Origin of the sequence: Ochrobactrum teleogrylli (genome assembly GCF_006376685.1) — a bacterium.
In the GTDB taxonomy this organism is placed as follows: Bacteria; Pseudomonadota; Alphaproteobacteria; order Rhizobiales; family Rhizobiaceae; genus Brucella; species Brucella teleogrylli.
This window is the reverse complement of sequence record NZ_VEWL01000009.1, coordinates 1-23114: the sequence shown is the minus strand read 5'-3', so window position 1 is coordinate 23114 and position 23114 is coordinate 1. Positions and strand designations below refer to the sequence as shown.

Sequence of the window (23114 nt, the reverse complement as noted above, 5' to 3'; positions counted from 1 at the left end):
ATTTCGTGCCGCGCACATAAAATCAATGGAGCCGGCCACCTCCTCCAAAGCGGCCAGCTCCACCTTCTCCCCTCCAGAGAAAAGGTCATGCCCGAAGCTCAGGCGACCTCGTGATTGGCCATCCGTTCCAGCGCGCGCACCAGACCGGAATGGTCGAGCCCGTCATCACCATGCGCCGCGCAGGAATTGAACAGCTCCTGCGCCATGGCCGTGTTGGGCAGCGAGACGCCCAAGGCCTTCGCGCCCTGAAGCGCCAGATTGAGGTCTTTCTGATGCAAGGCAATGCGGAAACCAGGATCGAAGGTGCGCTTGATCATGCGCTCGCCATGCACTTCGAGAATGCGCGACGAAGCAAAACCGCCCATCAGCGCTTCGCGCACCTTGGCCGGATCGGCGCCGGCCTTCGATGCAAAGACCAGCGCTTCGGCGACCGCTTCGATGTTGAGCGCCACGATGATCTGATTGGCGACCTTGGTGGTCTGGCCATCGCCACAATCGCCGACCAGCGTGATGTTCTTGCCCATGAGCTTGAGAAGCGGCAGCGCCGCATCAAAGCTTGCCTGCGCGCCGCCCGCCATGATGGAGAGGCTGGCGTTCTTCGCGCCCACCTCGCCGCCCGAAACCGGCGCATCGATATATTCCGCACCCGTGGCGCGGACTTTTTTCGCAAATTCCTTGGTCTCGATGGGCGAAATCGAACTCATGTCGATCAGCGTCTTGCCCTTGCCCAGACCTTCCGCCGCGCCGTTTTCCCCGAAAAGGACTTCGGCCACCTGCGGCGTATCCGGCAGCATGAGTATGGTCGTCTCGCATTCCGCAGCCACCGCCTTGGGCGTATCGAGAACCGTCAACCCCGCATCCAGCAGGTCCTTGTGCGGCGGCTGGCTATGCTTCGAGGTGAAAAGCTGGTGGTCTGCATTTTGCAAATGCTGCGCCATCGGCTTGCCCATGATCCCCAGTCCGATAAAGCCGATCTTGGCCATTCTCTATCTCCCTATGCAGTTATGCGCTGAGACGCTCGGCATCGTATTGTTGGAACCAACCGAGACCGTCTTCGGTGGTGGTCTTCGGCTTGTATTCGCAGCCGATCCAGCCCTTGTAGCCAGCCGCCTTCAGCGCTTCGAAGACGTTCGGATAATGGATCTCGCCGGTGCCGGGCTCGTTGCGCCCCGGATTGTCGGCAAGCTGCACATGCGCGATCAGCGGCTTGTAGCGCTCATAGGTCGCGACGAGTTCGCCGCGCGTGCGCTGCTGGTGATAAAGGTCGTACTGAATGAACAGGTTGTTGCTGCCTACCTCGTCGATGATCGAAACCGCCTGTTCCACAGTGTTCAGATAGAAACCGGGAATGTCGTAATGGTTGATCGGCTCGATCAGCAGGCGGATGCCGTGCTTTCCCAGTTCCTTCGCCGCCAGCCGCAGATTGCCGACAAAGGTGGCCCGCAGCGCGTCCGGATCGATGCCCTGCGGCGCGATCCCGGCAAGGCAGTTGACCTGCGAGCAGTTGAGCGTCGTGGCGTAATCGATGGCATCCGCCACGCCGCGCCGGAACTCATCCACACGATCTGGCAAGACGGCGATACCGCGCTCGCCGCCTGCCCAGTTGCCGGCGGGCAGATTGTGCAGCACCTGCGCCAGATTGTGGCGGGTCAGCGCTGCTTTCAGCTCATGCCGGTTGAACTCGTAGGGGAACAGATATTCGACACCTGTGAACCCCGCCTTGGCGGCCAGCGCGAAGCGATCCATGAACGGCGCTTCGGTGAAAAGCATGGTAAGATTGGCTGCAAATCTTGGCATTTCTGCCTCCTCCGAGATTAATCCAATAATGCCGCGATGGCTGTCGGCGCATCCTCGCCGCGTTCGGCAAGTTCCTCGAATTCGACCACCTGATCGATGTCGGCTCCCATGGAAATATTGGTGACGCGTTCCAGAATGAATTCCATCACGACCGGCACCTGATGCTCCTGCATCAAGGCCTTGGCCTGTTCGAAACTTTCCGCAAACTGGTTGGGACTGCGCACCCGGATTGCCTTGCAGCCGAGACCTTCGGCAACCGCCACATGGTCGACGCCATAGCCCTTTTCCGCATCGCCGGACGCGTTGATGTTGTCGAAGGCAAGGCTGACTTCGAAATCCATATTGAAGCCGCGCTGCGCCTGACGGATCAGGCCGAGATAGGAATTGTTCACGACGACATGGATGTAGGGCAGTTTGTGCTGCGCGCCGACCGCCAGTTCCTCGATCATGAACTGGAAGTCATAGTCGCCCGACAGCGCCACGATAGGCCGGTCGGGATCGGTGGCGCGGACGCCCAAAGCCGCAGGCAGGGTCCAGCCGAGCGGACCGGCCTGACCGCAATTGATCCAGTTGCGCGGGCGGTAGACATGCAGGAACTGCGCGCCCGCGATCTGGCTGAGGCCTATGGTGGTGACATAGCAGGTGTCACGCCCGAAAGCCTTGTTCATCTCCTCATAGACCCGCTGGGGTTTCAGCGGCGTCTGGTCGAAATGCGTCTTGCGCAGCATGGTGCGCTTGCGGCCCTCGCATTCCTTGGCCCAGCCGGACCAGTCGCGCAGCCTGCCTGCCGCCTTCCATTCGGTCGCAACGTCGAGCAACTGCTTCAGCGCCTTGCCCGCATCGGACACGATGCCGAAATCCGGCGCAAAGACGCGCCCGATCTGCGTCGGCTCGATATCGACATGGATGAAGGTGCGATCCTTCTTATAGGTATCGACATTGCCGGTGTGGCGGTTGGCCCAGCGATTGCCGATGCCGATGACCGCATCGGAGGCCAGCAGATTGGCATTGCCGTAGCGATGCGAGGTCTGGAGGCCGCACATGCCCGCCATCAGACGGTGATCGTCCGGGATGACGCCCCAGCCCATCAGGGTCGGGATGACCGGAATGCCGGTGATCTCGGCGAATTCGACCAGCAAATCCGATGCATCGGCATTGATGATGCCGCCGCCAGCAACGATCAGCGGACGTTCTGCCGCGTTCAGCATGGCAATCGCCTTTTCGGCCTGCGCCCGCGTGGCCGCTGGCTTATAGGCTTCCATCGGCTGATAGGTGTCGATGTCGAACTCTATTTCGGCCATCTGCACATCAATCGGCAGATCGATCAGCACCGGACCGGGACGGCCTGACCGCATGACATGAAACGCCTTCTGAAAAACAAAAGGCACCAGTGCAGGCTCCATGACCGTGACCGCCCATTTGGTGACCGGGGCCGCGATCTTGGCGATATCGACTGCCTGAAAGTCCTCCTTGTCGAGCCGGGCGCGGGGGGCTTGCCCTGTGACGCAGAGGATGGGAATGGAATCGGCGGAAGCGGAATAAAGGCCGGTGATCATATCCGTGCCCGCCGGGCCGGAGGTGCCGATGCACAGGCCGATATTGCCATGCTTTGCCCGCGTATAGCCTTCGGCCATATGCGAAGCGCCCTCGACGTGACGCGCCAGGATATGGCGGATCGAACCGCGCGCTTTCATCGCCGAATAAAATGGATTGATAGCCGCGCCCGGCACGCCGAAAGCGCAACTAATCCCTTCCCTCTCCAGCACAAGCACGGCTGCATCGACTGCACGCATTCTGGCCATGGCCAATCCTCCTATGGAATTATTCTCCATTTACAAATCCTATTTTCAAAAAATGGAAATGCATACCATTATATGGAAATAAAGATTTTCAACGGAATGGAGATAATCGGCGGCCCTTTTCGCCGGTGCAGCAATAGGATAGTGAATGATCACAGCAGAATCGGAGGCGGGCAGATGGAACAGGCCAAGGCAAAGCGGGGCCGCAAGGCGGCGGATAATGCAGCGCCCTCGTCCGTGCAGGTTCTGGACCGCAGCCTGAAACTTCTGGCGCTGATCGCCGAGAATGATGGCTCAACCCTGACCGATCTCGCCGATGCGAGCGGCATGGCACCTTCCACCGTGCACCGGCTGTTATCCTCGCTTGCCAATCACGGCATGGTTTCGCACGATCTGGAAAGCGGCGACTGGACCATCGGTGTCAAGGCGTTTGAAATCGGCAATGCCTTTCGCCGCTTCCGCAAGCTGGGCACGCTGGCGCGCCCCTATCTGAAGCAACTCATGGAGACGAGCGGCGAGACCGCGAATATCGGCGTCGAGGACGACGGCGATGTGGTGTTCATCTCGCAGATTGAAAGCCATGCGCCGATGCGGGCCTTCTTTCGTCCCGGACGGCGCGGACCGATCCACGCATCGGGCATCGGCAAAGCAATTCTGTCGACCTGGTCGGATGGCGAAATCGCCCGCGCGCTTTCAGGAAAAGCGCTGGAGCACTTCACCCAGCGCACGCTCGACAACCTGCCCGCGCTTTTGAAAGACATTCAGGCGACACGCATGCGCGCCTGGTCCATCGATGACGAGGAACACACGCTCGGCATGTGCTGCATCGCCGCCCCGATTTTCAACGAATATGGCGAGGGGATTGCGGGCATTTCCATCTCTGGTCCCGCCGTGCGCCTGCCCAAGAAGAAGCTCGAAGAGCTGGGGCCACTCATCCGCGCGACCGCCGATCAGCTGACCCGCGCCATTGGCGGCAAGCGGCCGGAAGAGCTTTAAAACAAAAGGGCCCGCAGCAGATCGCTCCGCCGCGGGCCATCCTCCTCCAAGGATTGGTAGATCAGGCGAGTTCCGCCTTGAGCGGCTTCCCCGCCACATAGGTCTCGACAATGGCGCGGTCGTCGCCGACCGTTTGCAGCAGGAACAGCTCCTGTTCCAGCGTTGCGCCTGCCGCCATGCGCAGACGCATCGGCGATGTGGCGGCTGAATCAAGCACCACGATATCGGCTTCGGTGCCTTCCTCCAGCGTGCCGATCTTGTCTTCCATCGACAGCGCCCGAGCATTGCCAAGCGTCATCATGTAGAAGGACTGGAACGGGTTCAGGCGCTGTTCGCGCAGCTGCAAGATCTTGTAGCCCTCGTCCATGGTGCGCAGCATGGAAAAGCTGGTGCCGCCGCCGACATCGGTTGCCACAGCCATGCGCACGCCCGACGCCTTCAGGCGATCACGGTCGAACAGGCCGGAACCGAGAAACAGGTTCGAGGTCGGGCAGAACACCGCCACCGAGCCGGTTTCCGCCATCACGCCCACTTCGCGCTCTTCCAGATGGATGGAATGGCCAAGCAGCGTCTTGTTTCCCAAAAGGCCGTAATGCTCGTAAATGCCGAGATAATCCGGCGCATCCGGGTAAAGCGACTTGGTGAATTCGATCTCGTCGTGGTTCTCCGACAGATGTGTCTGTATGAAGCATTCGGGATGTTCGCGGGCCAGCGCCTGACTGGCTTCGAGCTGTTCCGGGGTCGAGGTAATGGCGAAGCGTGGCGTGATCACATAGTCGAGCCGGTCCTTGCCGTGCCAGCGGGCAATCAGCGCCTTGCTGTCGTCGTAGCCGGATTGCGCCGTATCACACAAGGCGGGCGGCGCATTGCGATCCATCATCACCTTGCCGCCCAGCATACGCATGTTGCGATGCTGCGAAGCGCGGAAATAGGCGTCGACGCTTTGCGGATGCACCGAGCAATAAGCGACAGCGGTGGTGGTGCCATGGCGGATCAGCTCGTCCAGAAAACGCTCGGCGATGAATTCCGCGTGCTGCTCATCGGCGAATTTTTGTTCGGCCACGAATGTATAGGTATTGAGCCATTCCAGAAGATTGGCGGCATAGGACGCGACCACCTGGGTCTGCGGATAATGGATATGCGTATCGATGAAGCCCGGCAGGATCAGATGCGGACGATGATCGGCCAGCTTCACATCGCTGCCCGCTTCCGCGCTAACTTGCGCATACTCCCCAAGGCGCACAATGCGTCCGTCTTCGACCAAAATGGCGCCATCTTCGATATAGCGATAGGAAGCGCTGTCATCGAGACTTTGCGGCTCATCGCGAAAGGTCAGCACGCGGCCACGGATGAGAAGTCTGGTCATTGTTACTTTGCTCCAGCAGTAGCGGATTCATACCAGGAGGCGAGAAGCTGGCGCTCCTGGTCGGTCACTCCGGTCACATTGGCGGGCGGCATGGCATGGGAGCGACCGGCCTGCAAATAGATTTCACGCGCATGGGCGGCGATTTCCCGATCCGTTTCAAGCGTCACGCCCTTCGGCGGCGTGATCATGCCTTCCCAACCCGGCTCCGCCGCGTGACACATGGCGCAGCGTCCCAAAACGGTATCCCGCACTTTGCCAAAGTGCGGGTCCGAGATGAAGCTTTCCTGCAAGGCCGAAACCTTCTGTTCTTCCGGCTGGCCGGTCAGAATCTTCGGTGCGGTGGAAAGCCACATGATGATGATGAACAGGATGACCGTCACCAGCCAGGTCCATGTCGGCTTGCCCTTGCGGGCATGCTGGGTGTTGAACCAGTGGCGGATCGTAACACCCATCAGGAACACCAGCGAGGCGATAATCCAGTTATACTGCGTGCCGAAAGCCAGCGGATTGTGGTTCGACAGCATCAGGAACAGCACCGGCAGCGTCAGATAATTGTTATGCGTCGAGCGCTGCTTGGCGATCTTGCCATATTTCGGATCGGGCTTGCGACCGGCGATGAGATCGGCCACCACGATTTTCTGGTTCGGGATGATGATCATGAACACGTTGGCCGACATGATCGTCGCCGTGAAAGCGCCCAGATGCAGGAAGGCCGCGCGGCTGGTGAACAGATGCGTATAGCCCCAGGCCACGAACACCAGCACCGCATAGAGCATGACCATCAGAAGCGTATCGCTCTTGCCCAGCATCAGCTTGCAGATGGTGTTATAGGCGACCCAGCCAAAGGCCAGCGAGGCGATGGAAATCGCGATGGCGACCGGAACAGACACGTCGAGCACATTCGGATCGATCAGATAGAGATCGGCACCCGTGTAATAGACGATGCAGAGCAGCGTGAAGCCCGACAGCCAGGTGGCATAGGATTCCCATTTGAACCAGGTGAGATGTTCCGGCATTTCGGCTGGCGCAACCAGATATTTCTGGATGTGATAGAAACCACCGCCATGGACCTGCCATTCCTCGCCATGCGCACCAACCGGCAAGCCGGGACGCTGGCGCAGACCGAGATCAAGCGCGATGAAGTAGAAAGACGAGCCGATCCACGCAATCGCGGTAATGACATGCAGCCACCGCGCTGCGAAGCCCAGCCAGTCCCAGGCTACGGCAAAATCATACATCAGGCACTCCCATTGTTCGCCCCATTGTTCGTTATCTCATTATGTGCCAAAGCTTTGCGTCCGAGGGAACGTCACAACACGACCATCACTTTCAAAAAAAACTAGACAATCGTGGAGGGGACGCATGTCTTATCTTGATAATCTGCGCGTTTTCGTGCGCGTTGTCGAATTGGGAAATCTTTCTGCCGCCGGGCGCGACCAGCGCGCCTCTCCGGCGGTTGCGAGTAATCGAATCAAGGAGTTGGAGAAGCATCTTGGCGTCCGGCTCTTCAACCGTACCACGCGCAAGCTGACGCCGACCGAGCATGGCCGCATATTCTATGACGGCGCTTTGAAAATCCTCGAAGCGGTCGATGAGGCGGAAGCAGCCGTCGCGGAACTTGCGAAAAATCCCAAGGGATCGATTCGCATCACCGCGCCTTTGGGGCTTGGCCGCAGGCTCATCGCGTCGGGCATTCCGGAGTTTCACGACAAATATCCGGATATCGAAGTGCGCCTGCGACTATCTGACCACGAGATCGACATTATGAGCGAAAGCGTGGATGTCGCCTTCAAACTCGGTGTTCTGGAAAACTCCAACTTGCGCATGCGCGGCATCCTGAATTGTGAGCGCGTGATCTGCGCCGCCCCGCAATATCTTGAAAAACATGGAGTTCCGCAATCACCGGAAGAGCTGCTGGGCGACACGCATGACTGTTTGCTGCTGCGTTTTCCGGGGTCGAAGGAATATTACTGGTCGCTGCAAACATCGGAAGGTCTTCGCAAATTCGAAGTCACCGGGCCGTATGACTCCGATGATGGCGACGTATTGACGCAATGGGCGCTGGGCGGGCGCGGCATCATCAACAAGCCGCTGTTCGAGGTGAAGGAATATCTCCGCGACGGACGACTGGTGCCGCTCCTCGAAAGCACGCCGCCAGCACCGATCCAGCTTGCGGCGATCTATCCGCACAAGCGTTTTCAGGACCCGAAGGTGCGTCTGATCATCGATTTCATGACGGAGCGCTGCCAGCGGCTGATACGGGAAGCGCTGGCTTAAGAGAGTCCCAAATAGGCCGTCCTGTAACGACAGTCAGTTATCAAATAACTCGAAAAAGGAGACACTGTTTTTCTAATTTGTGGGGTATAAAATGAGTAACCAAATTTCTTCGAAAAGCGATCAAGAAAAATCTAATTTATCATTACATGGCCCTGTGGTTTTCGCTGAATCTGGTTTTAATACTTTTTATGATTTGGTTTATGGCGAGCAATATGCACAATACGGTTCAATTGGACTAAGCGTATATATGGCATGTAGAAGCTTCATTATAAACGAATTCAAAGGATCATTAGGTATTCGATACTCGATAGATCCTCGCGGGAAAAGCCCTTATAATAATTTGATTGTAATTCAAAATACTTCAGATAACTCATCAAATAAAATTTCGGATGTCGTTATTGAATATTCGGACCCGGGAAATGACATAACTTATTTTGACGACGATGCGGGTGGCGGAATTCGAATCAGCAACGCATCCACCGGTGTAATGCCATGGGCTCCCGGCACCTGGTACGCCAGCGTGATCAGACGATGGTACAAACCTGGAGAAAAGGTCACCCATGTTGGGTTTTTCATGTATGACTACCAAAAAGACACATGGTTTCATTATCTGACTGTGACGTTTCCTTGCGTCGACATCCTCTTTCCGGGAGACGACGTTCATTCAATGAAGCCCACAGGCTTTCTAGAACGCAATAACAGCCCAGCGGCCCACTATAGCGGCTCTTTTGGACAGTACTTTGCGTGGCGCTCGGGAACGGGGTGGTATAAATCAAATACTGTATCGGTTACGCCAGGAGATTGCGGCAACTTATGGAGCGCAGAAACTGCTTTTCAGCAAACAGCCATTACAATGAGTACCGAAGTTCCACCTTTCTCTAATACGTCCAGCACATTTAGTGCCCCGCTAAAAATAAGCAGTACAAAACCGAAACCTGCAGGCCCGTGCGGAATGCTGGAGTTTAGCGTATCCTACAATAAAGATGGAAATATATCAGCAATTTGGAAAATAGACAGCCAAAAACCACCTCAATTAAGCTATTCTATAACTATATACGAAAATACTACAGCGAGCAAACCGCTATGGACGAACTCTGATGCAGCCCCAGAAAGACGACAGTGCTCATTTGTAATAGATCCAGCCCTTGCTAAAGGCACCTACCTCGCACAAATTGATGTAACGAGTATATTTGGCGAAACATCAGGAATTGTAACACCGTTTATGGTTACATAAGTTCACGACGCTTCACTTGTTTGTACAAAACGGCGGTCAGCACTTCGGCCGCCGCAAGGGCTGCAATGACCACCGGCCGTTTGTCCTTCAAGACCGCACCGCCGACCGGCGGAGCCGCTCCATACTATCGGGGGCCGCGCCCGTTCAAAATCTCCTGTTCTGGATGATGAACCATAAATCCCGTGATAGTAACGGCCATCAAAGCGGCAAGAGTATCTAATCCACGCAACAATAAGGGACCACACTATTCGAATTGACAATTAATCGGATAAAGCTTTCAAATATATTTGAAATATAAATTCAAAATAATACATTTTACACAATACTCATTTTAAAAATTCCATGAGTATCAACCCGTAAATCCAACGGTTCAGAGAAAATGTGAATAAATTTCAAGGAATTATTTTTTTGAGAGAAAATATTTCACCTGATGCTTCAAATCGCGACCCAATAATTGAAGACATCCAGAAGCGCACCTTCCAATGGTTCTGGGAGAGCGGGCAAAATAGTCCCCACGGCCTTATCCCCGATCGCAATTCGGAAGGGCATCTCGATCAGGATTTCACAAGCATCGCAGCCACGGGTTTTGCCCTTACAGCCTACGCTGTCGGTGTCGAGCGCGGATATATTGCTCGTCATGAGGCCGCAGAACGAACGTATAATACCCTTCATTTTTTTGCCACCGCACCTCAGGGCGACGGGACGAGCGGCTTCACGGGTTACAATGGATTTTTCTACCATTTCCTGCACAAGGACAGCGGCACCCGTTATAACACCTGCGAATTATCATCCATTGATACCGCTTTGCTGCTTGCAGGGGCGCTGTTTGCTCAAGCCTACTATTCCAACCCTTCTGACCCGCTAGAGAAAGCTATTCGCAACCTCTCCGGTCAGATCTATTCAAAAGTAAACTGGAGCTGGATGCGGGGTGGAGCCGACAAAAAGACAATTGCCATGGGCTGGCTGCCGGAATCGGGGGGCTCTTTTGTGTCAGCCCCGTGGCTCGGCTATAATGAAGCAATGATATTATATATCCTTGCACTGGGCGCGCCTACATTTTCGCTTCCACCGTCTGCATGGAAAGAGGGATGGACCAGTAATTATTACCGGCAAATATGCTCTTATCAGGACAAAACCCTGCTTCGTTTCGCGCCCATGTTTGGCCACCAATACAGCCATATCTGGCTTGATTTTAAAGGCATCCAGGACGACTGGAACAAAGAAAACGGGCTGGACTATTTCGAGAACAGCTGCCGTGCGACCTATCATCAGCAAGCCTATGCGGTCGCCAATCCACTGGGTTTCAAGGGATATGGCGAAAATGTGTGGGGGCTCACAGCATGCGATGGCCCTGCCAATGATTCTGGTGGCGAACCTTACTGGGACGCACAGGGAAAGCGCTATTTCGGCTATACTGCCCGTGGCGCCGGGCGTCTGGGCGTTATCAATCCTGCGGATGCTTATACAGATGCCGGCGGCACCATCGTTTCTGACGATGGTACGATTGCGCCTACGGCAGCAGGTGGCTCCATCGCATTTGCACCAGATATTGTCATTCCCACATTAAAACATATGAAGAATATAAACGTTGGAAACAGGCCTGTTTATGGTAAATATGGCTTCTTCGACGCTTTCAACCTCACCGTAAACAAGTCTCCATATGTAAATGGATGGGTGGGTTATCAATATATTGGTATTGATCAGGGACCGATTGTGCTCATGATTGAAAATTATTACAGCCGCCTGATATGGGACACGATGAAAAAGAGCAGTTATATTCGCGACGGATTGAAGCGAGCCGGCTTTACGGGTGGCTGGCTCAACGATAACGGATATGATGGCTTGGTTGAGCCCGCGCGGTAGATGCAAATGTTGGAATCAGATCACTAGGCGTAATGCGTCAGCATCTCAGCGCCTTGGAATAATTGACACACAAAACGGCGGTCAGCACTTCGGCCGCCGCAAGGGCTGCAATGACTTCCGGCCGTTTGTCCTTCACGACCGCACCGCCGACCGGGCAGATGAGCTCTTCAAACAACTCGTCGCTGCCGAATTCGCGGTTCAACCAATTTTTGAAAGTCGCCTTCTTCGTCTTCGAGCCGATCATACCGACATAGACCGCATCGCGACGTTGCAGCGCCTCGGCGGCGATCAGAAAATCAAGCGCATGATCATGCGTCAGTATGATGAACGCACTGCTAGGCGGCGCGGAACGCACCACCTGTTCCGGCATGGCCGCGAGGCAGGTTTCGACGCCCGGCGCGTCAACAGCCATAAGCTCCGCCTCGCGCGTATCCACCAGCACCACCCGCACCGGCGTCAGCGAAAGCGCATAGGCCAGCGCATCGCCGACATGGCCCGCGCCGAAGACATAGACATGCGGGCGGGTGGCGATTTCCGCATCGATCTTGCCGACCAGTTCATCCGCAAGGCCGCGATTGACGCGCCTGAAATTCAGGGCCACGCGCCCGCCGCAGCATTGGCCGATTTCGGGGCCCAAAGGCACATCCATCGGAGAATCGCGACCGCCAGCGAGTATTTTCCGGGCGTGGTCGATGGCCATATATTCGAGCTGTCCGCCGCCGATGGTGCGGAAGATCATATCGCGGGCGACGAGCATCCATGCCCCGGCATCGCGGGGCGCAGAGCCCTTCACATCCGCCACCTCCACCAGCACGCTGTCGTGGCGACGGTTCAGGAATGCCCTTATATCGTCCCGCCTGCCCAGCGTGCCGCGGCTCATGGTGTTACCCCTTTTGCGCGCGCAACCGCTCGATAGCCATCAGCACACGCTCAGGCGTGGCTGGCGCATCGAGACGCGGGCTGATCTTGTGGTCGGCAACGCTCGCTACCGCATCCGACAGCGCATAAAGCACCGACATGCCGTGCGGCAGCGGCGGCTCGCCCACCGCTTTCGAGCGATGGATGGTCGGCTCATAGGCTTCCGACCAGTCGGTCAGCGCGACATTGAAAATCTTGGGCCGGTCGGACGCCAGCGGGATCTTGTAGGTGGACGGCGCATGGGTGCGAAGCCGCCCCTTATCGTCCCAGACAAGTTCCTCGGTGGTGAGCCAGCCCATGCCCTGCACAAAGCCGCCTTCCACCTGTCCGATATCGATCACGCGGTTGAGCGAGCGTCCGGTATCGTGAAGAATATCGGTGCGTTCCACCACATATTCGCCGGTCAGCGTATCGACCGAGACTTCCGAACAGGCCGCGCCATAGGCGTAATAATAGAAGGCATGACCCTTGCCCTTCGCCCGGTCCCAGTGGATTTTCGGCGTCTTGTAGTGCCCGGCGGCGGAAAGCTGCACGCGCCCGATATAGGCCTGTTTCACCAGCTCATTAAAGCTGATCTCCTGATTGCCGACGCGAATGCGGTTGGGCAGGAAGACAACCTGTTCTTCCGGCACCTGATGCTGCTGTGCGGCAAAACGGATCAGCCGCTTCTTGATCTGGCGTGCGGCATCCTGCGCCGCCATGCCATTGAGATCGGCACCGGACGATGCGGCCGTGGGTGCCGTGTTCGGAACCTTGGCGGTGGTGGTCGCGGTGATCTTCACCCGGTCGATGTCGATCTGGAATTCTTCCGCCACGACCTGCGCCACCTTCATATGGAGCCCCTGCCCCATTTCGGTGCCGCCATGGTTCATATGCACCGAGCCGTCATTATAGACATGCACCAGCGCACCCGCCTGATTGGACTCGGTCTTGGTGAAGGAAATGCCGAATTTCACCGGCGTCAGCGCCATGCCGCGCTTCACGGTGCGGCTCTTGGCGTTGAATTCACGGATAGCCTCACGGCGCGCAGCGTAATCGGCGCTCTCTTCCAGTTCCGCGACAATGCGCTGGATGATGCAGTCTTCCACCTTCTGGTGATAGGGTGTGACGTTACGAGCGCCACCCTCGGTACCCATCGCGTCGTAGAAATTGAGCTTGCGGATATCGAGCGGGTCCTTGCCAACCGCAAAGGCCACTTCCTCGATGACACGTTCGGCACCGACCATGCCCTGCGGGCCGCCAAAACCGCGAAACGCCGTGTTGGACACGGTATTGGTATAAAGCGGCGCGGATTGCGCATGCACTGCCGGAAAGAAATAGGCATTGTCGCAATGAAACAGCGCCCGGTCGCCGACCGGTCCCGAAAGGTCGGCGGAAAAACCGGCATTGAGCGCGAACATATAATCGACGCCCAGAATATTGCCTTCGTCGTCGAAGCCCACCTCGTAATCGATCATGAAATCATGACGCTTGCCCGTGGCGGTCATGTCCTCGTCGCGGTCGAGACGGATTTTCACCGCGCGCTTGTGCTTCTTGGCGGCGATAGCGGCAATAGCGGCCCATTGATTGGCCTGCGTTTCCTTGCCACCGAAGCCGCCGCCCATGCGGCGCACTTCAACCGTGACCGCATGGCTCGGCACGCCCAGCGCATGGGCGACCAGATGCTGCGTTTCGCTCGGCCCCTGCGTGGAGCAATAGATGGTGACGTCGTCATCCTCGCCGGGAACGGCCAGCGATGCCTGGCCCTCAAGATAGAAATGGTCCTGACCGCCGACCATCATGCGGCCCTTCACCTTGCGCGGGGCCTCGTCGATGGCCTTGCGGGCATCGCCGCGATTGAGCGTCAGCGGCGTGAAGACCAGACGGTCTTTCGCGCCATCGAGACCGGCAATGGAAAACAGGCCCGGCATTTCCTCATATTCGACCTTGGCCAGACGCGCGGCGCGGCGGGCCTGATCGCGGGTGCGACCGATCACGGCAAAGATCGGCTGGCCGTGAAACTGCACCGTATCGACTGCGAAGATTGGATCGTCATGCATGCCCGATGGCGAAACGTCGTTTTCGCCGGGAATGTCGCGATAAGTCAGCACATCGACCACACCGGGTGCAGCGCGCACAGCGGCAAGGTCGATAGACTTGATATTGGCATGGGCCACCGTCGCAAGGCCGACGCCGACATGCAGCGTGCCTTCGGGTTCGGGAATATCGTCGATATAGACCGCCTCGCCCGTCACATGCTTATGCGCGGAATCGTGCTTCTGGTCGGTGGCGACACCGCCCCTGATAGCGGCGGCCTTGATCGTGCTTGCAGGATGTTTGTTCATGCCTGCCTCCTTCAGACCGCTTCTTCGATATGCTGAGCGCGCAAGGGTTCGGCTTGCCCTTGCGTTTCGGCATAGAAGCGGCGCAATAAATTCTTCGAGACCATCAGACGATAATCCGCCGTGGCGCGCATATCGCTCAAGGGCTGGTAATCCTGCTCATAGGCACCGATTGCGGCCTCCACTGTATCTTCGCTCCATGGCTGGCCCAGAAGTGCGGCTTCCACGGCAAAGGCGCGTTTCGGCGTTGCCGCCATGCCGCCATAGGCGATGCGAATGGAAGCGACCTTGCCTGCCGCATCGAGCGCCATGTGGAATGCGCCCAGCGCTGCGGTAATATCTTCCTCGAAACGCTTGGACACCTTGTAGATCGCAAAGAGATTGCCTGCCTCCGGAACCGGCACATGCACCGCCTCGACGAACTCGCCGGGCTGACGATCCTGCTTGCCATAGGCGATGAAGAAATCTTCCAGCGGAATGGTGCGGCGGCTATCGCCCTTGCGCAGCGTCAGCCTTGCGTTGAGCGCGATCAGCGGCGGTGGGGTGTCGCCGATGGGCGAACCATTGGCGATATTACCGCCGATCGTGCCCATATTACGCACTTGCTCGCCACCGATGCGGTTGATGAGTTGCCCAAGCTGCGGAATGCGCTTGGCAAGGAAGGCGAAGGCCTCCGTATAGGTCACGCCCGCGCCAATGGTGACGACATTGTTGTCCTCGGTGATCGCCCGCAATTCGGTCAGATGGCCGATAAAGACGACCGGAGAAATATCGCGCATCATTTTTGTGACCCAGAGGCCCACATCGGTGGAACCGGCCACCACGGTCGCCTTCGGTTCATTGGCCAGCAGTGCGGCAAAATCGTCGAGATCGGCAGGCACGACCAGACGGTCCTTGCCATCGCCGACTTCGACCCGCGAACCGTCGCGCATGGAATTCAGCTGTGCGAACACATGGGCGCGTTCGGCGGCGAGCGGGTCTTCCGCCGTATTGCCGTAATCGGAAATGGCGCGCGCCGCACGAATGATCGCCTCATAGCCCGTGCAGCGGCAAAGATTGCCTTGCAGCGCCTTTTCGATAGCCGGATCGGCGGGCTTGGGATTGCGCATCCACAGCCCGTAAAGCGACATGACAAAACCCGGCGTGCAGAAGCCGCATTGCGAGCCGTGGAAGTCGATCATCGCTTTTTGCACCGGATGCAGACCGCCATCGGCACCGCGCAGATGCTCGACCGTCACCACATGGCAGCCATCCAGCGAACCGACGAAACGAATGCAGGCATTGACGCTTTCATAAACCAGTTCGCTGCCCGCGATCTTGCCCACCAGCACCGTGCAGGCGCCGCAATCGCCTTCGGCGCAGCCTTCCTTGGTGCCGCGCAGCTTGCAGGCCAGACGCAGATAATCGAGCAGCGTTTCCGTTGGCGAAACCCGGTCGAGTTCAACCCGTTCGCCATTGAGAAGAAAACGTATTCTGTTTCTCACAGACTGAACCATCCTGCTCAGCTCCCGCGATAGGTCGAATAGGAAAAAGGCGAAACCAGAAGCGGCACATGATAATGCGCCTTTTCATCGGAAACACCAAAGCGCAACGGCACCACGTCAAGGAACGGCACGCCGTCTTCGTCCTTGCCAAAATATTCGCCGACATGAAACAGGAGCTCATAGGAGCCGCGTTGCAGGTCGCCATTGGCCAGCAGCGGCTCACCGCTGCGCCCGTCCTGATTGGTGCGGATTTCCTTGACGCTGTGCGGCGTGTGATTCTCGATCCGGCGCAATTCGATACGCAATCCCGCAGCAGGCTTGCCGCTGACCGTATCGAGAACATGTGTCGTCAACCGACCTGTTCTGCCCTCATCGCCGTGATGTCCCTGACCCATTTGCACTCCTGACCGCTTGCGTGATTCTCCGGCCATTAACAGCCGAACCGCCGCAAGTCGCTGATTTTACTCGGTTTGCCAGTGCTGTTTTTGCAATGAAAGCACATTTTTATGGCAGACCGGCGGCGTTCCCGCTTTTGTTCCCATCGTGAAGTATTCCGCCTTATGCGGCATTAAGAAAGAGCTTTCTCATTGGATGTCTTTCAAAATTTTGAAGGGGAATTCAGCGCGTAAATCTTTATTATCATGGACCAAATAACAGAACCCAAAGGGATGTTTGGAAGGGGATGTATGGCATGAGCTATCCACGTAATCTGATCGGCTATGGCCGCAACACGCCAGATCCGCGCTGGCCCGGCGGGGCCAATATAGCCGTCCAATTCGTGGTCAATTATGAAGAGGGTGCGGAAAACTGCATTCTCGACGGCGATGCATCCTCGGAATGCCTGCTGTCGGAAATCGTCGGTGCACAGGCCTGGAACGGCCAGCGTAACCTGAACATGGAATCCATCTACGAATACGGTGCGCGTTCCGGTTTCTGGCGTCTGTGGCGCGCCTTCACGCGGCGCAACATGCCCGTCACTGTCTATGGCGTGACGCTGGCCATGGCGCGCAATCCCGAAGCAGTCGCTGCCATGAAGGAAGCCGACTGGGAAATCGCCAGCCACGGCTTGCGCTGGTGGGAATACAAGGACGTGCCGGAAGAAGTGGAGCGCGAGCATATCCGCGAAGCCGTGCGCCTGCACACCGAAGTCACCGGCTCGCGTCCGCTCGGCATTTATCAGGGCAAGCCGTCCGACAACACGCTGAAACTGGTGATGGAAGAAGGCGGCTTCGTCTATTCAGCCGATTCCTATGCGGACGAGCTGCCCTATTGGGTCAAGGGCCCGAAAGGCCCGCATCTGATTGTGCCCTATACGCTCGATGCCAACGACATGCGTTTTGCAACGCCGCAAGGCTTCAATTCCGGTGACCAGTTCTACACCTATCTGAAGGACGCCTTCGACGTGCTCTACCGCGAAGGCGCAGAAGGCGCGCCCAAGATGCTGTCCATCGGCCTGCATTGCCGTCTGGTCGGACGTCCGGGTCGCGCAGCCGCCCTTGAACGTTTCCTCGACTATGTCCAGAGCCACGACAAGGTCTGGGTTGCCAAGCGCATCGACATTGCCAATCACTGGCACGAACACCATAAGCCAAAAGTGGCCGATGTAGTGCCATCCCAAGCCAGCAAAGCCGATTTCGTCGCCCGTTACGGCAGCATTTTCGAGCATTCGCCGTGGATCGCCGAGCGCGCCTATGATGCCGGCTTCGGTGCCGCTGAGGACACGGCCTCCGGTCTTGCCGCTGCGATGACGAGAATCTTCCGCGCCGCCTCGCCCGAGGAGCGGCTTGGCGTTTTGAATGCCCACCCGGATCTCGCCGGCAAGCTGGCGCAGGCCAAACGCCTGACGGCGGAATCCACCGCCGAACAGGCCGGTGCCGGTCTCGATGCACTGACCGATGCGGAAAAGCAGACTTTCACCGAACTGAACGACGCCTATACGCAGAAATTCGGCTTTCCCTTCATCATTGCCGTGAAGGGACGCAACAAACAGGAAATCCTCGGCACGTTCCAGCGCCGCGTCGCCAATGACCGCGAGACGGAGTTCGCCACCGCTTGCGCGCAGGTCGAGCGCATCGCCCTTCTCCGGCTGAAAGATATTCTGCCAGAAACGCTTTATTGATCAGGAACAGACAATGACCCGCACTTATTTCGCACCGACCGGTGGGTTGCCACCGCAGACGCAGCTTCTGACCGACCGCGCCATGTTCACGGAAGCCTATGCGGTTATTCCGAAAGGCACGTTCAGCGATATCGTGACGAGCTTCCTGCCTTTCTGGGAAAAGACGCGTCTATGGGTGATCGCCCGCCCAATGTCGGGTTTTGCCGAAACCTTCTCGCAATATATCATGGAAGTGCAGCCCGGCGGCGGCAGCGACCGTGCCGAGCTTGACGACACAGCGCAAGGCGTGTTGTTCGTGGTCGAAGGCGAAGTCACCGTCACCGTCGCGGGCAAGACCCACACGCTGACCGAAGGCGGCTATGCCTATCTGCCGCCGAAAAGCGGCTGGAGCCTGCGCAACACGGCCAGCGCGACCGCACGTTTCCACTGGGTCCGCAAGGCCTATGACTATGTGGACGGGCTTGATGTGCCGGAGCCGCTCTTCCTCAACGAAAACGACATCGCCCCCTCGCCCATGCCCGACACCAATGGCGTTTGGGCAACGACGCGCTTTGTCGATCCGAACGATCTGCGCCACGACATGCATGTCACCATCGTGACGCTAGAACCGGGCGGCGTGATCCCCTTTGCCGAAACCCATGTCATGGAGCACGGCCTCTATGTGCTGGAAGGCAAGGCGGTCTACCGGCTCAATCAGGACTGGGTGGAAGTGGAAGCCGGTGATTTCATGTGGCTGCGCGCTTTCTGCCCGCAGGCCTGCTATGCAGGCGGTCCAGGCAAGTTCCGCTATCTGCTTTACAAGGATGTGAACCGCCATATGAAACTGTCGCGATAAGCGAAAACCGCAACAGGTATCCGGCCAAAGCTGGCTGGATACCTGCTCACTGCAACGCCCAACCCGCTATTTTCAAGCAAACGTTGCAGTGAAGACTATATTAGACTTCGATAACCTTTTAAGATTATTCGAGCAAACAAGATATTTTGATGGGATTGCAGTTGAACGCCCTGCTGATTTATGCTCAATAAATCTCCAAAGCCGCCTCTTTTGAGCAGCAGGCTTCGGATGATTGTTTTTTAGAGAGAAATATATTTATGAAAAACCATCGCGCGCTCGGCCTTGCTTGCACGCTGGCAGCACTTCTCGCAACGCCTGCTTTTGCAGCCCCCCTTCCGGGCGGCGCAAGCACCTTGCAGGAAACCTATCAGGACTGGACCGTCTCCTGCCAGACGTCGAAGGAGGCGTCCGTCTGTGCTATCCGCCAGGAACAGAACAGCTCTCAGACCGGCCAGCGCGTCTTGACCGTCGAGCTGCGCAATGTGGCGGGCGGAAAGGTCGACGGCGTCATCCTGATGCCGTTCGGCCTTGATATCGGCAAAGGCGCAACCATCAAGGTTGATGAGGCCGCTGGTCCGAATCTGGCATTTTCCACCTGCCTTCCGCAGGGTTGCCTTGCACCGGTCAGCTTCGACCCCAAACAGGTTGCGGCCATCAAGGCGGGTGCCAATATCAACGTGACCGCGACGGCGCTCAGCCCAAGCCAGCCGGTCGCCTTCAAGATTTCCCTGAAGGGTTTCGGCAGCGCGCTTGATCGCATTATTGCTCTGACGAAGTAATCGCAAAAGCGAGAACGCGGATACGGTATGATATCCGCAGCATGCAACTATGCCGCACGACCTTCAGGCCGTGCGGCATTTTTGTTTTATGCCAGTGTTCTGGAAATATGGGCCAGATGCCTGCGCCAGCGTAGGGTCATCATCACCGCAACGATGCCAAGCCCTGCGGCAAGGCCGAGCCAAATGCCCTGACCGCCCATGCCGACCTTGAAGGCGAGCAGCGCGCCAAGCGGCAGGCCGACGCCCCAATAGCCAAGCAGCGCCAGAAACATCGGAACGCGCGTGTCGCGCATGCCGCGCAACATGCCCGCGGCGACCGCTTGCGCGCCATCGACCGTCTGAAACAGGGCGGCCAGCGCAAGAAAGCTGACGGCCAGTTCCATCACGGGCAGATTTTCCGGATCGTGCAGATCGAGAAACACGCCGATGAACAGACGCGGGATCAGGATCATCAGAAGGCCCATGATCATCATGAAGCCGACGCCGAGCGCATAGGCGCTCCAGCCAGCATAAGCGACAGCTTTGGGATTACCCGCGCCATAAGCACGCCCCACCCGCACGGTCGCCACCTGCCCGAAACCGAGCGGCACCATGAAACTCAGCGATGCGATCTGGATCGCCACCGCATGCGCCGCCATGGCGGTCGGGCTGATCCGGCCCATCATGACCACCGCCGCATAGAAGATCGAGGTTTCGAACACGAAGGTCAGCGCCATCGGAAAGCCAATGCGCCACAGCTCGCGCAGACGCGGCCAGTCGGGACGCCAGAAGCGACCGAACAGGTGATAGCGCCGGAAGCGGCGATGACGCAGCGCGATCACCGCCATGCCGAGAAACATCATCAGGCTGGAAAGCGTCGTCGCGATACCTGCGCCATGCAACTCCATGCGCGGAAAGCCGAAATGACCGAAGATCAGCGTCCATCCGGCAAGCGCGTTGAAGCCGATCGCAGCACCTGCAATCAGCAGCGTCCACATGGGCTTTTCCATCGCCGCGAAGAACGAGCGCAGCACGATGTAGAACAGATAGGGCAACAGCGCCCATTGCAGCGTGTGCATGAAATCGGTCGAGCGTGCGGCAATATCCGGCTGCTGGCCGAGGAACAGGAATATCTCCTCGCAATGCCACAGCACGACCCAGATCGGGATCGATATGATGATCGCCGTCCAGAAGCCCTGACGGACCGTGCGGCGCACATCGCGCACCGAATGGCGGTTCTTGCCAAGCGCGATGGCGATCATCGGCATGACCGCCGAAACCAGCCCCATCGAGAAGATGACCAGCGTGTGGTAGAAGCTCGTGGCGAGCAACGCCGAGGCGAGCGTATCCTTGCCGAGACGCCCGATGAAGATCACGTCGGTTGCCGTCAATGCGGCTTGCGAAACATTGGTCAGGATCAGCGGCCAGCCGAGCTTCAGCGCCGCCGAAAGTTCCCTGCCCCAGCGTTGAACGCTGTTCTGATTGGGCTCATGAAAGCCCGCATTGGTTGTACTGCTCACATTCCACTCCCCTGAATCATCCGGGGAGCCGTCACTCCGCCGGACAATTCAAAACCTGAAAACCACGCGCCGAGACATCAAAGACTCAGAGACCGGGTCAATCTGAGGAGAGAGTGGCGTCGCGATACGATCATCGACCGTCCCATGCCGGCTAAGAGCCGCGCGTTGCTTTTCAAAACAACGGCGCCCCAGCTTTTCGGGTTGTTCAATTTCAATGGGGAACGTTTTGCATGTTCCTGAAACTGATCCGGAGCCAAGCGGGTTGCGCATCGATCTGCACAATTTAGCAGCACATGGATATCAGACCCGCTTAAAAGAGCAACACATCTTGGGAAGTAAATTCCAACTTCGCGGCATGCCTCGAAACCAGTTTTCAAAACTGTCGCGAATGAGCCATCCATCGTCCGATAAATGATTGACCGGCACAGCGTCTGGATAGGAATATACGTGTTGTATTTTGCGAGGTTCCCATGCGCAGCACCAAGGTCATCCATATCGTCGGCTGTCATGCGGAGGGCGAAGTCGGCGATGTCATCGTCGGTGGTGTCGCGCCGCCTCCGGGCGAAACAGTGTGGGAACAGTCGCGTTTCATCGCCAGCGACGAGAGCTTGCGCAATTTCGTGCTGAACGAACCGCGCGGCGGGGTGTTTCGTCATGTCAATCTGCTGGTGCCGCCGAAAGATCCGCGCGCGCAGATGGGCTTCATCATCATGGAACCTGCCGATACGCCGCCCATGTCGGGTTCGAACTCGATCTGCGTTTCAACAGTGCTGCTTGATAGCGGCATCATCCCGATGCAGGAACCGGTAACGCGCATGGTGCTGGAAGCGCCGGGCGGGCTTATCGAGGTGGAAGCGGAGTGTCGCAACGGCAAGGCCGAGCGTATCAGCGTGCGCAACGTGCCGTCTTTCGCGGACCGGCTGGATGCTGCGCTTGAAGTCGAAGGACTAGGCACCCTCACCGTCGATACGGCCTATGGTGGCGACAGCTTTGTCATTATCGATGCGGCTGAGATCGGCATGAAGATCGAGCCGGGTCAGGCGCGGGAACTGGCAGAGATCGGCGTGAGGATCACCAAGGCCGCCAATGAGCAACTCGGTTTTCGTCACCCGGAAAAGGACTGGAACCACATTTCGTTTTGCCAGATCACCGAGCCGGTCACGCGCGACGGCGATGTGCTGACCGGCGTGAACACGGTAGCTATCCGTCCGGCCAAGCTGGACCGCTCGCCGACCGGGACGGGATGTTCGGCGCGAATGGCTGTGCTGCACGCCAAGGGCCAGATGAAAGTGGGCGAGCGCTTCATCGGCAAATCCGTACTGGGTACGGAATTTCATTGCCGGTTGGACAGAGCGCTGGAACTTGGCGGCAAGCCCGCCATCAGCCCGATCATTTCCGGTCGCGCATGGGTGACCGGCACCGCGCAGCTGATGCTCGATCCGAGCGATCCGTTTCCCGGGGGGTATCGGTTGTCGGATACCTGGCCCCGGGGCGAATGATATTCAGGCGCTGACGGCCTGCAAATGGCGCTTCTCTTCGCTTCCGGTGCTCATGTACCCTAAAGTACACTCCGCTCCGGTTCTCGAGAAACACCATTTTCGTCTCGTCATCACCAGAATCTCAATCACCCAGCGCGCCTTTTTTATCGCCGCTCTTCTGACCTCTTTATCAAGCGCCACACCCCTCACCCTGAGGTGCGGAGCGAAGCGCAGCCTCGAAGGGCGATCCTTCGAGACGGCCCTACGGGCCTCCTCAGCAACCGTGTTGTTGAGAGGTCCAAGGAGTTCGCCTTCGCAGGATGGTGTTAAGAATGGTTGCGAGCTTTCG

19 protein-coding genes and 1 pseudogene are annotated in these 23114 nt (G+C 57.7%); 8 read left to right on the top strand and 12 right to left on the bottom strand.

Annotated elements, in window-relative coordinates; translation table 11 throughout:
- Positions 1–98: 98 nt before the first annotated feature.
- Genes FIC94_RS14570 through gcl form a run of 3 tightly spaced genes read right to left on the bottom strand, consistent with a single transcriptional unit; the run spans position 99 to position 3599 of the window.
- Positions 99–983, bottom strand: a complete 885-nt coding sequence (locus FIC94_RS14570) for a 2-hydroxy-3-oxopropionate reductase (protein WP_140025384.1) — start codon at positions 981–983, stop codon at positions 99–101.
- A gap of 19 nt (positions 984–1002) precedes the next feature.
- Positions 1003–1797, bottom strand: coding sequence for a hydroxypyruvate isomerase (hyi, locus tag FIC94_RS14565; RefSeq protein ID WP_140025383.1), 795 nt, complete (start codon positions 1795–1797; stop codon positions 1003–1005).
- Positions 1798–1814: 17 nt separating this feature from the next.
- Complete coding sequence (gene gcl, locus FIC94_RS14560; RefSeq protein ID WP_140025382.1) at positions 1815–3599, bottom strand: glyoxylate carboligase; 1785 nt, start codon at positions 3597–3599, stop codon at positions 1815–1817.
- A 174-nt stretch (positions 3600–3773) separates the two neighbouring features.
- Between gcl and FIC94_RS14555 the strand changes: the two genes are divergently transcribed.
- A complete protein-coding gene (locus FIC94_RS14555) occupies positions 3774–4592 on the top strand; it encodes an IclR family transcriptional regulator (RefSeq protein ID WP_140025381.1) in 819 nt (272 codons plus the stop codon).
- Between the two features lie 61 nt (positions 4593–4653).
- Here FIC94_RS14555 and guaD read toward each other — a convergent pair whose 3' ends face one another.
- On the bottom strand, positions 4654–5958 hold the full coding sequence (guaD, locus tag FIC94_RS14550; RefSeq protein ID WP_140025380.1) for a guanine deaminase: 1305 nt from the start codon (positions 5956–5958) through the stop codon (positions 4654–4656).
- Positions 5959–5960: 2 nt separating this feature from the next.
- Positions 5961–7196 carry a urate hydroxylase PuuD gene (locus FIC94_RS14545; RefSeq protein ID WP_140025379.1) on the bottom strand — a complete coding sequence of 412 codons (1236 nt, stop codon included), beginning with the start codon at positions 7194–7196 and terminating at the stop codon, positions 5961–5963.
- Between the two features lie 124 nt (positions 7197–7320).
- Here FIC94_RS14545 and FIC94_RS14540 point away from each other — a divergent pair, with 124 nt between their 5' ends.
- Both FIC94_RS14540 and FIC94_RS14535 read left to right on the top strand, forming a co-directional pair.
- Positions 7321–8235 carry a LysR family transcriptional regulator gene (locus FIC94_RS14540; RefSeq protein WP_140025378.1) on the top strand — a complete coding sequence of 305 codons (915 nt, stop codon included), beginning with the start codon at positions 7321–7323 and terminating at the stop codon, positions 8233–8235.
- Between the two features lie 91 nt (positions 8236–8326).
- Complete coding sequence (locus FIC94_RS14535; protein WP_140025377.1) at positions 8327–9469, top strand: DUF3472 domain-containing protein; 1143 nt, start codon at positions 8327–8329, stop codon at positions 9467–9469.
- Here the strand turns inward: FIC94_RS14535 and FIC94_RS22645 are convergent.
- Positions 9462–9578, bottom strand: a pseudogene (locus FIC94_RS22645) (xanthine dehydrogenase accessory protein XdhC); the annotation flags it as partial. The gene FIC94_RS14535 and the pseudogene FIC94_RS22645 sit on opposite strands and share 8 nt — an antisense overlap.
- Positions 9579–9850: 272 nt before the next feature.
- On the opposite strand from FIC94_RS22645, the gene FIC94_RS14525 reads away from it, so the two are divergent.
- On the top strand, positions 9851–11332 hold the full coding sequence (locus FIC94_RS14525; protein WP_140025376.1) for a glucoamylase family protein: 1482 nt from the start codon (positions 9851–9853) through the stop codon (positions 11330–11332).
- 37 nt (positions 11333–11369) lie between these two features.
- Here the strand turns inward: FIC94_RS14525 and xdhC are convergent, their stop codons facing one another.
- From xdhC to uraH, 4 genes are read right to left on the bottom strand one after another with little or no spacing between them, the layout of a single operon-like run.
- Positions 11370–12212, bottom strand: a complete 843-nt coding sequence (xdhC, locus tag FIC94_RS14520) for a xanthine dehydrogenase accessory protein XdhC (RefSeq protein ID WP_140025375.1) — start codon at positions 12210–12212, stop codon at positions 11370–11372.
- Between the two features lie 4 nt (positions 12213–12216).
- Entirely contained in the window at positions 12217–14574 is a 2358-nt protein-coding gene (xdhB, locus tag FIC94_RS14515) for a xanthine dehydrogenase molybdopterin binding subunit (RefSeq protein WP_140025374.1), read from the bottom strand.
- Between the two features lie 11 nt (positions 14575–14585).
- The gene (gene xdhA, locus FIC94_RS14510; protein ID WP_140025373.1) at positions 14586–16067 is read right to left on the bottom strand and encodes a xanthine dehydrogenase small subunit; all 1482 of its coding nucleotides are present in this window, start codon (positions 16065–16067) and stop codon (positions 14586–14588) included.
- Between the two features lie 5 nt (positions 16068–16072).
- The gene (gene uraH, locus FIC94_RS14505; protein WP_121537280.1) at positions 16073–16450 is read right to left on the bottom strand and encodes a hydroxyisourate hydrolase; all 378 of its coding nucleotides are present in this window, start codon (positions 16448–16450) and stop codon (positions 16073–16075) included.
- A gap of 296 nt (positions 16451–16746) precedes the next feature.
- Here uraH and puuE point away from each other — a divergent pair, with 296 nt between their 5' ends.
- The 3 genes from puuE to FIC94_RS14490 all read left to right on the top strand — a co-directional run bounded on the left by puuE (position 16747) and on the right by FIC94_RS14490 (position 19788).
- Positions 16747–18174: an allantoinase PuuE gene (gene puuE / locus FIC94_RS14500; protein ID WP_140025372.1), complete on the top strand. Its 1428-nt coding sequence runs from the start codon at positions 16747–16749 to the stop codon at positions 18172–18174.
- Between the two features lie 13 nt (positions 18175–18187).
- Entirely contained in the window at positions 18188–19009 is an 822-nt protein-coding gene (locus FIC94_RS14495; RefSeq protein WP_140025371.1) for a bifunctional allantoicase/(S)-ureidoglycine aminohydrolase, read from the top strand.
- Between the two features lie 257 nt (positions 19010–19266).
- Complete coding sequence (locus FIC94_RS14490) at positions 19267–19788, top strand: invasion associated locus B family protein (protein ID WP_140025370.1); 522 nt, start codon at positions 19267–19269, stop codon at positions 19786–19788.
- A gap of 86 nt (positions 19789–19874) precedes the next feature.
- Here FIC94_RS14490 and FIC94_RS14485 read toward each other — a convergent pair whose 3' ends face one another.
- On the bottom strand, positions 19875–21287 hold the full coding sequence (locus FIC94_RS14485; RefSeq protein ID WP_109368381.1) for an MATE family efflux transporter: 1413 nt from the start codon (positions 21285–21287) through the stop codon (positions 19875–19877).
- Between the two features lie 470 nt (positions 21288–21757).
- Between FIC94_RS14485 and FIC94_RS14480 the strand changes: the two genes are divergently transcribed.
- Complete coding sequence (locus FIC94_RS14480; RefSeq protein ID WP_140025369.1) at positions 21758–22786, top strand: trans-3-hydroxy-L-proline dehydratase; 1029 nt, start codon at positions 21758–21760, stop codon at positions 22784–22786.
- A 3-nt stretch (positions 22787–22789) separates the two neighbouring features.
- Here FIC94_RS14480 and FIC94_RS22570 read toward each other — a convergent pair.
- On the bottom strand, positions 22790–23114 hold a 325-nt coding region (locus FIC94_RS22570), incomplete at its 5' end, for a hypothetical protein (protein ID WP_210237297.1).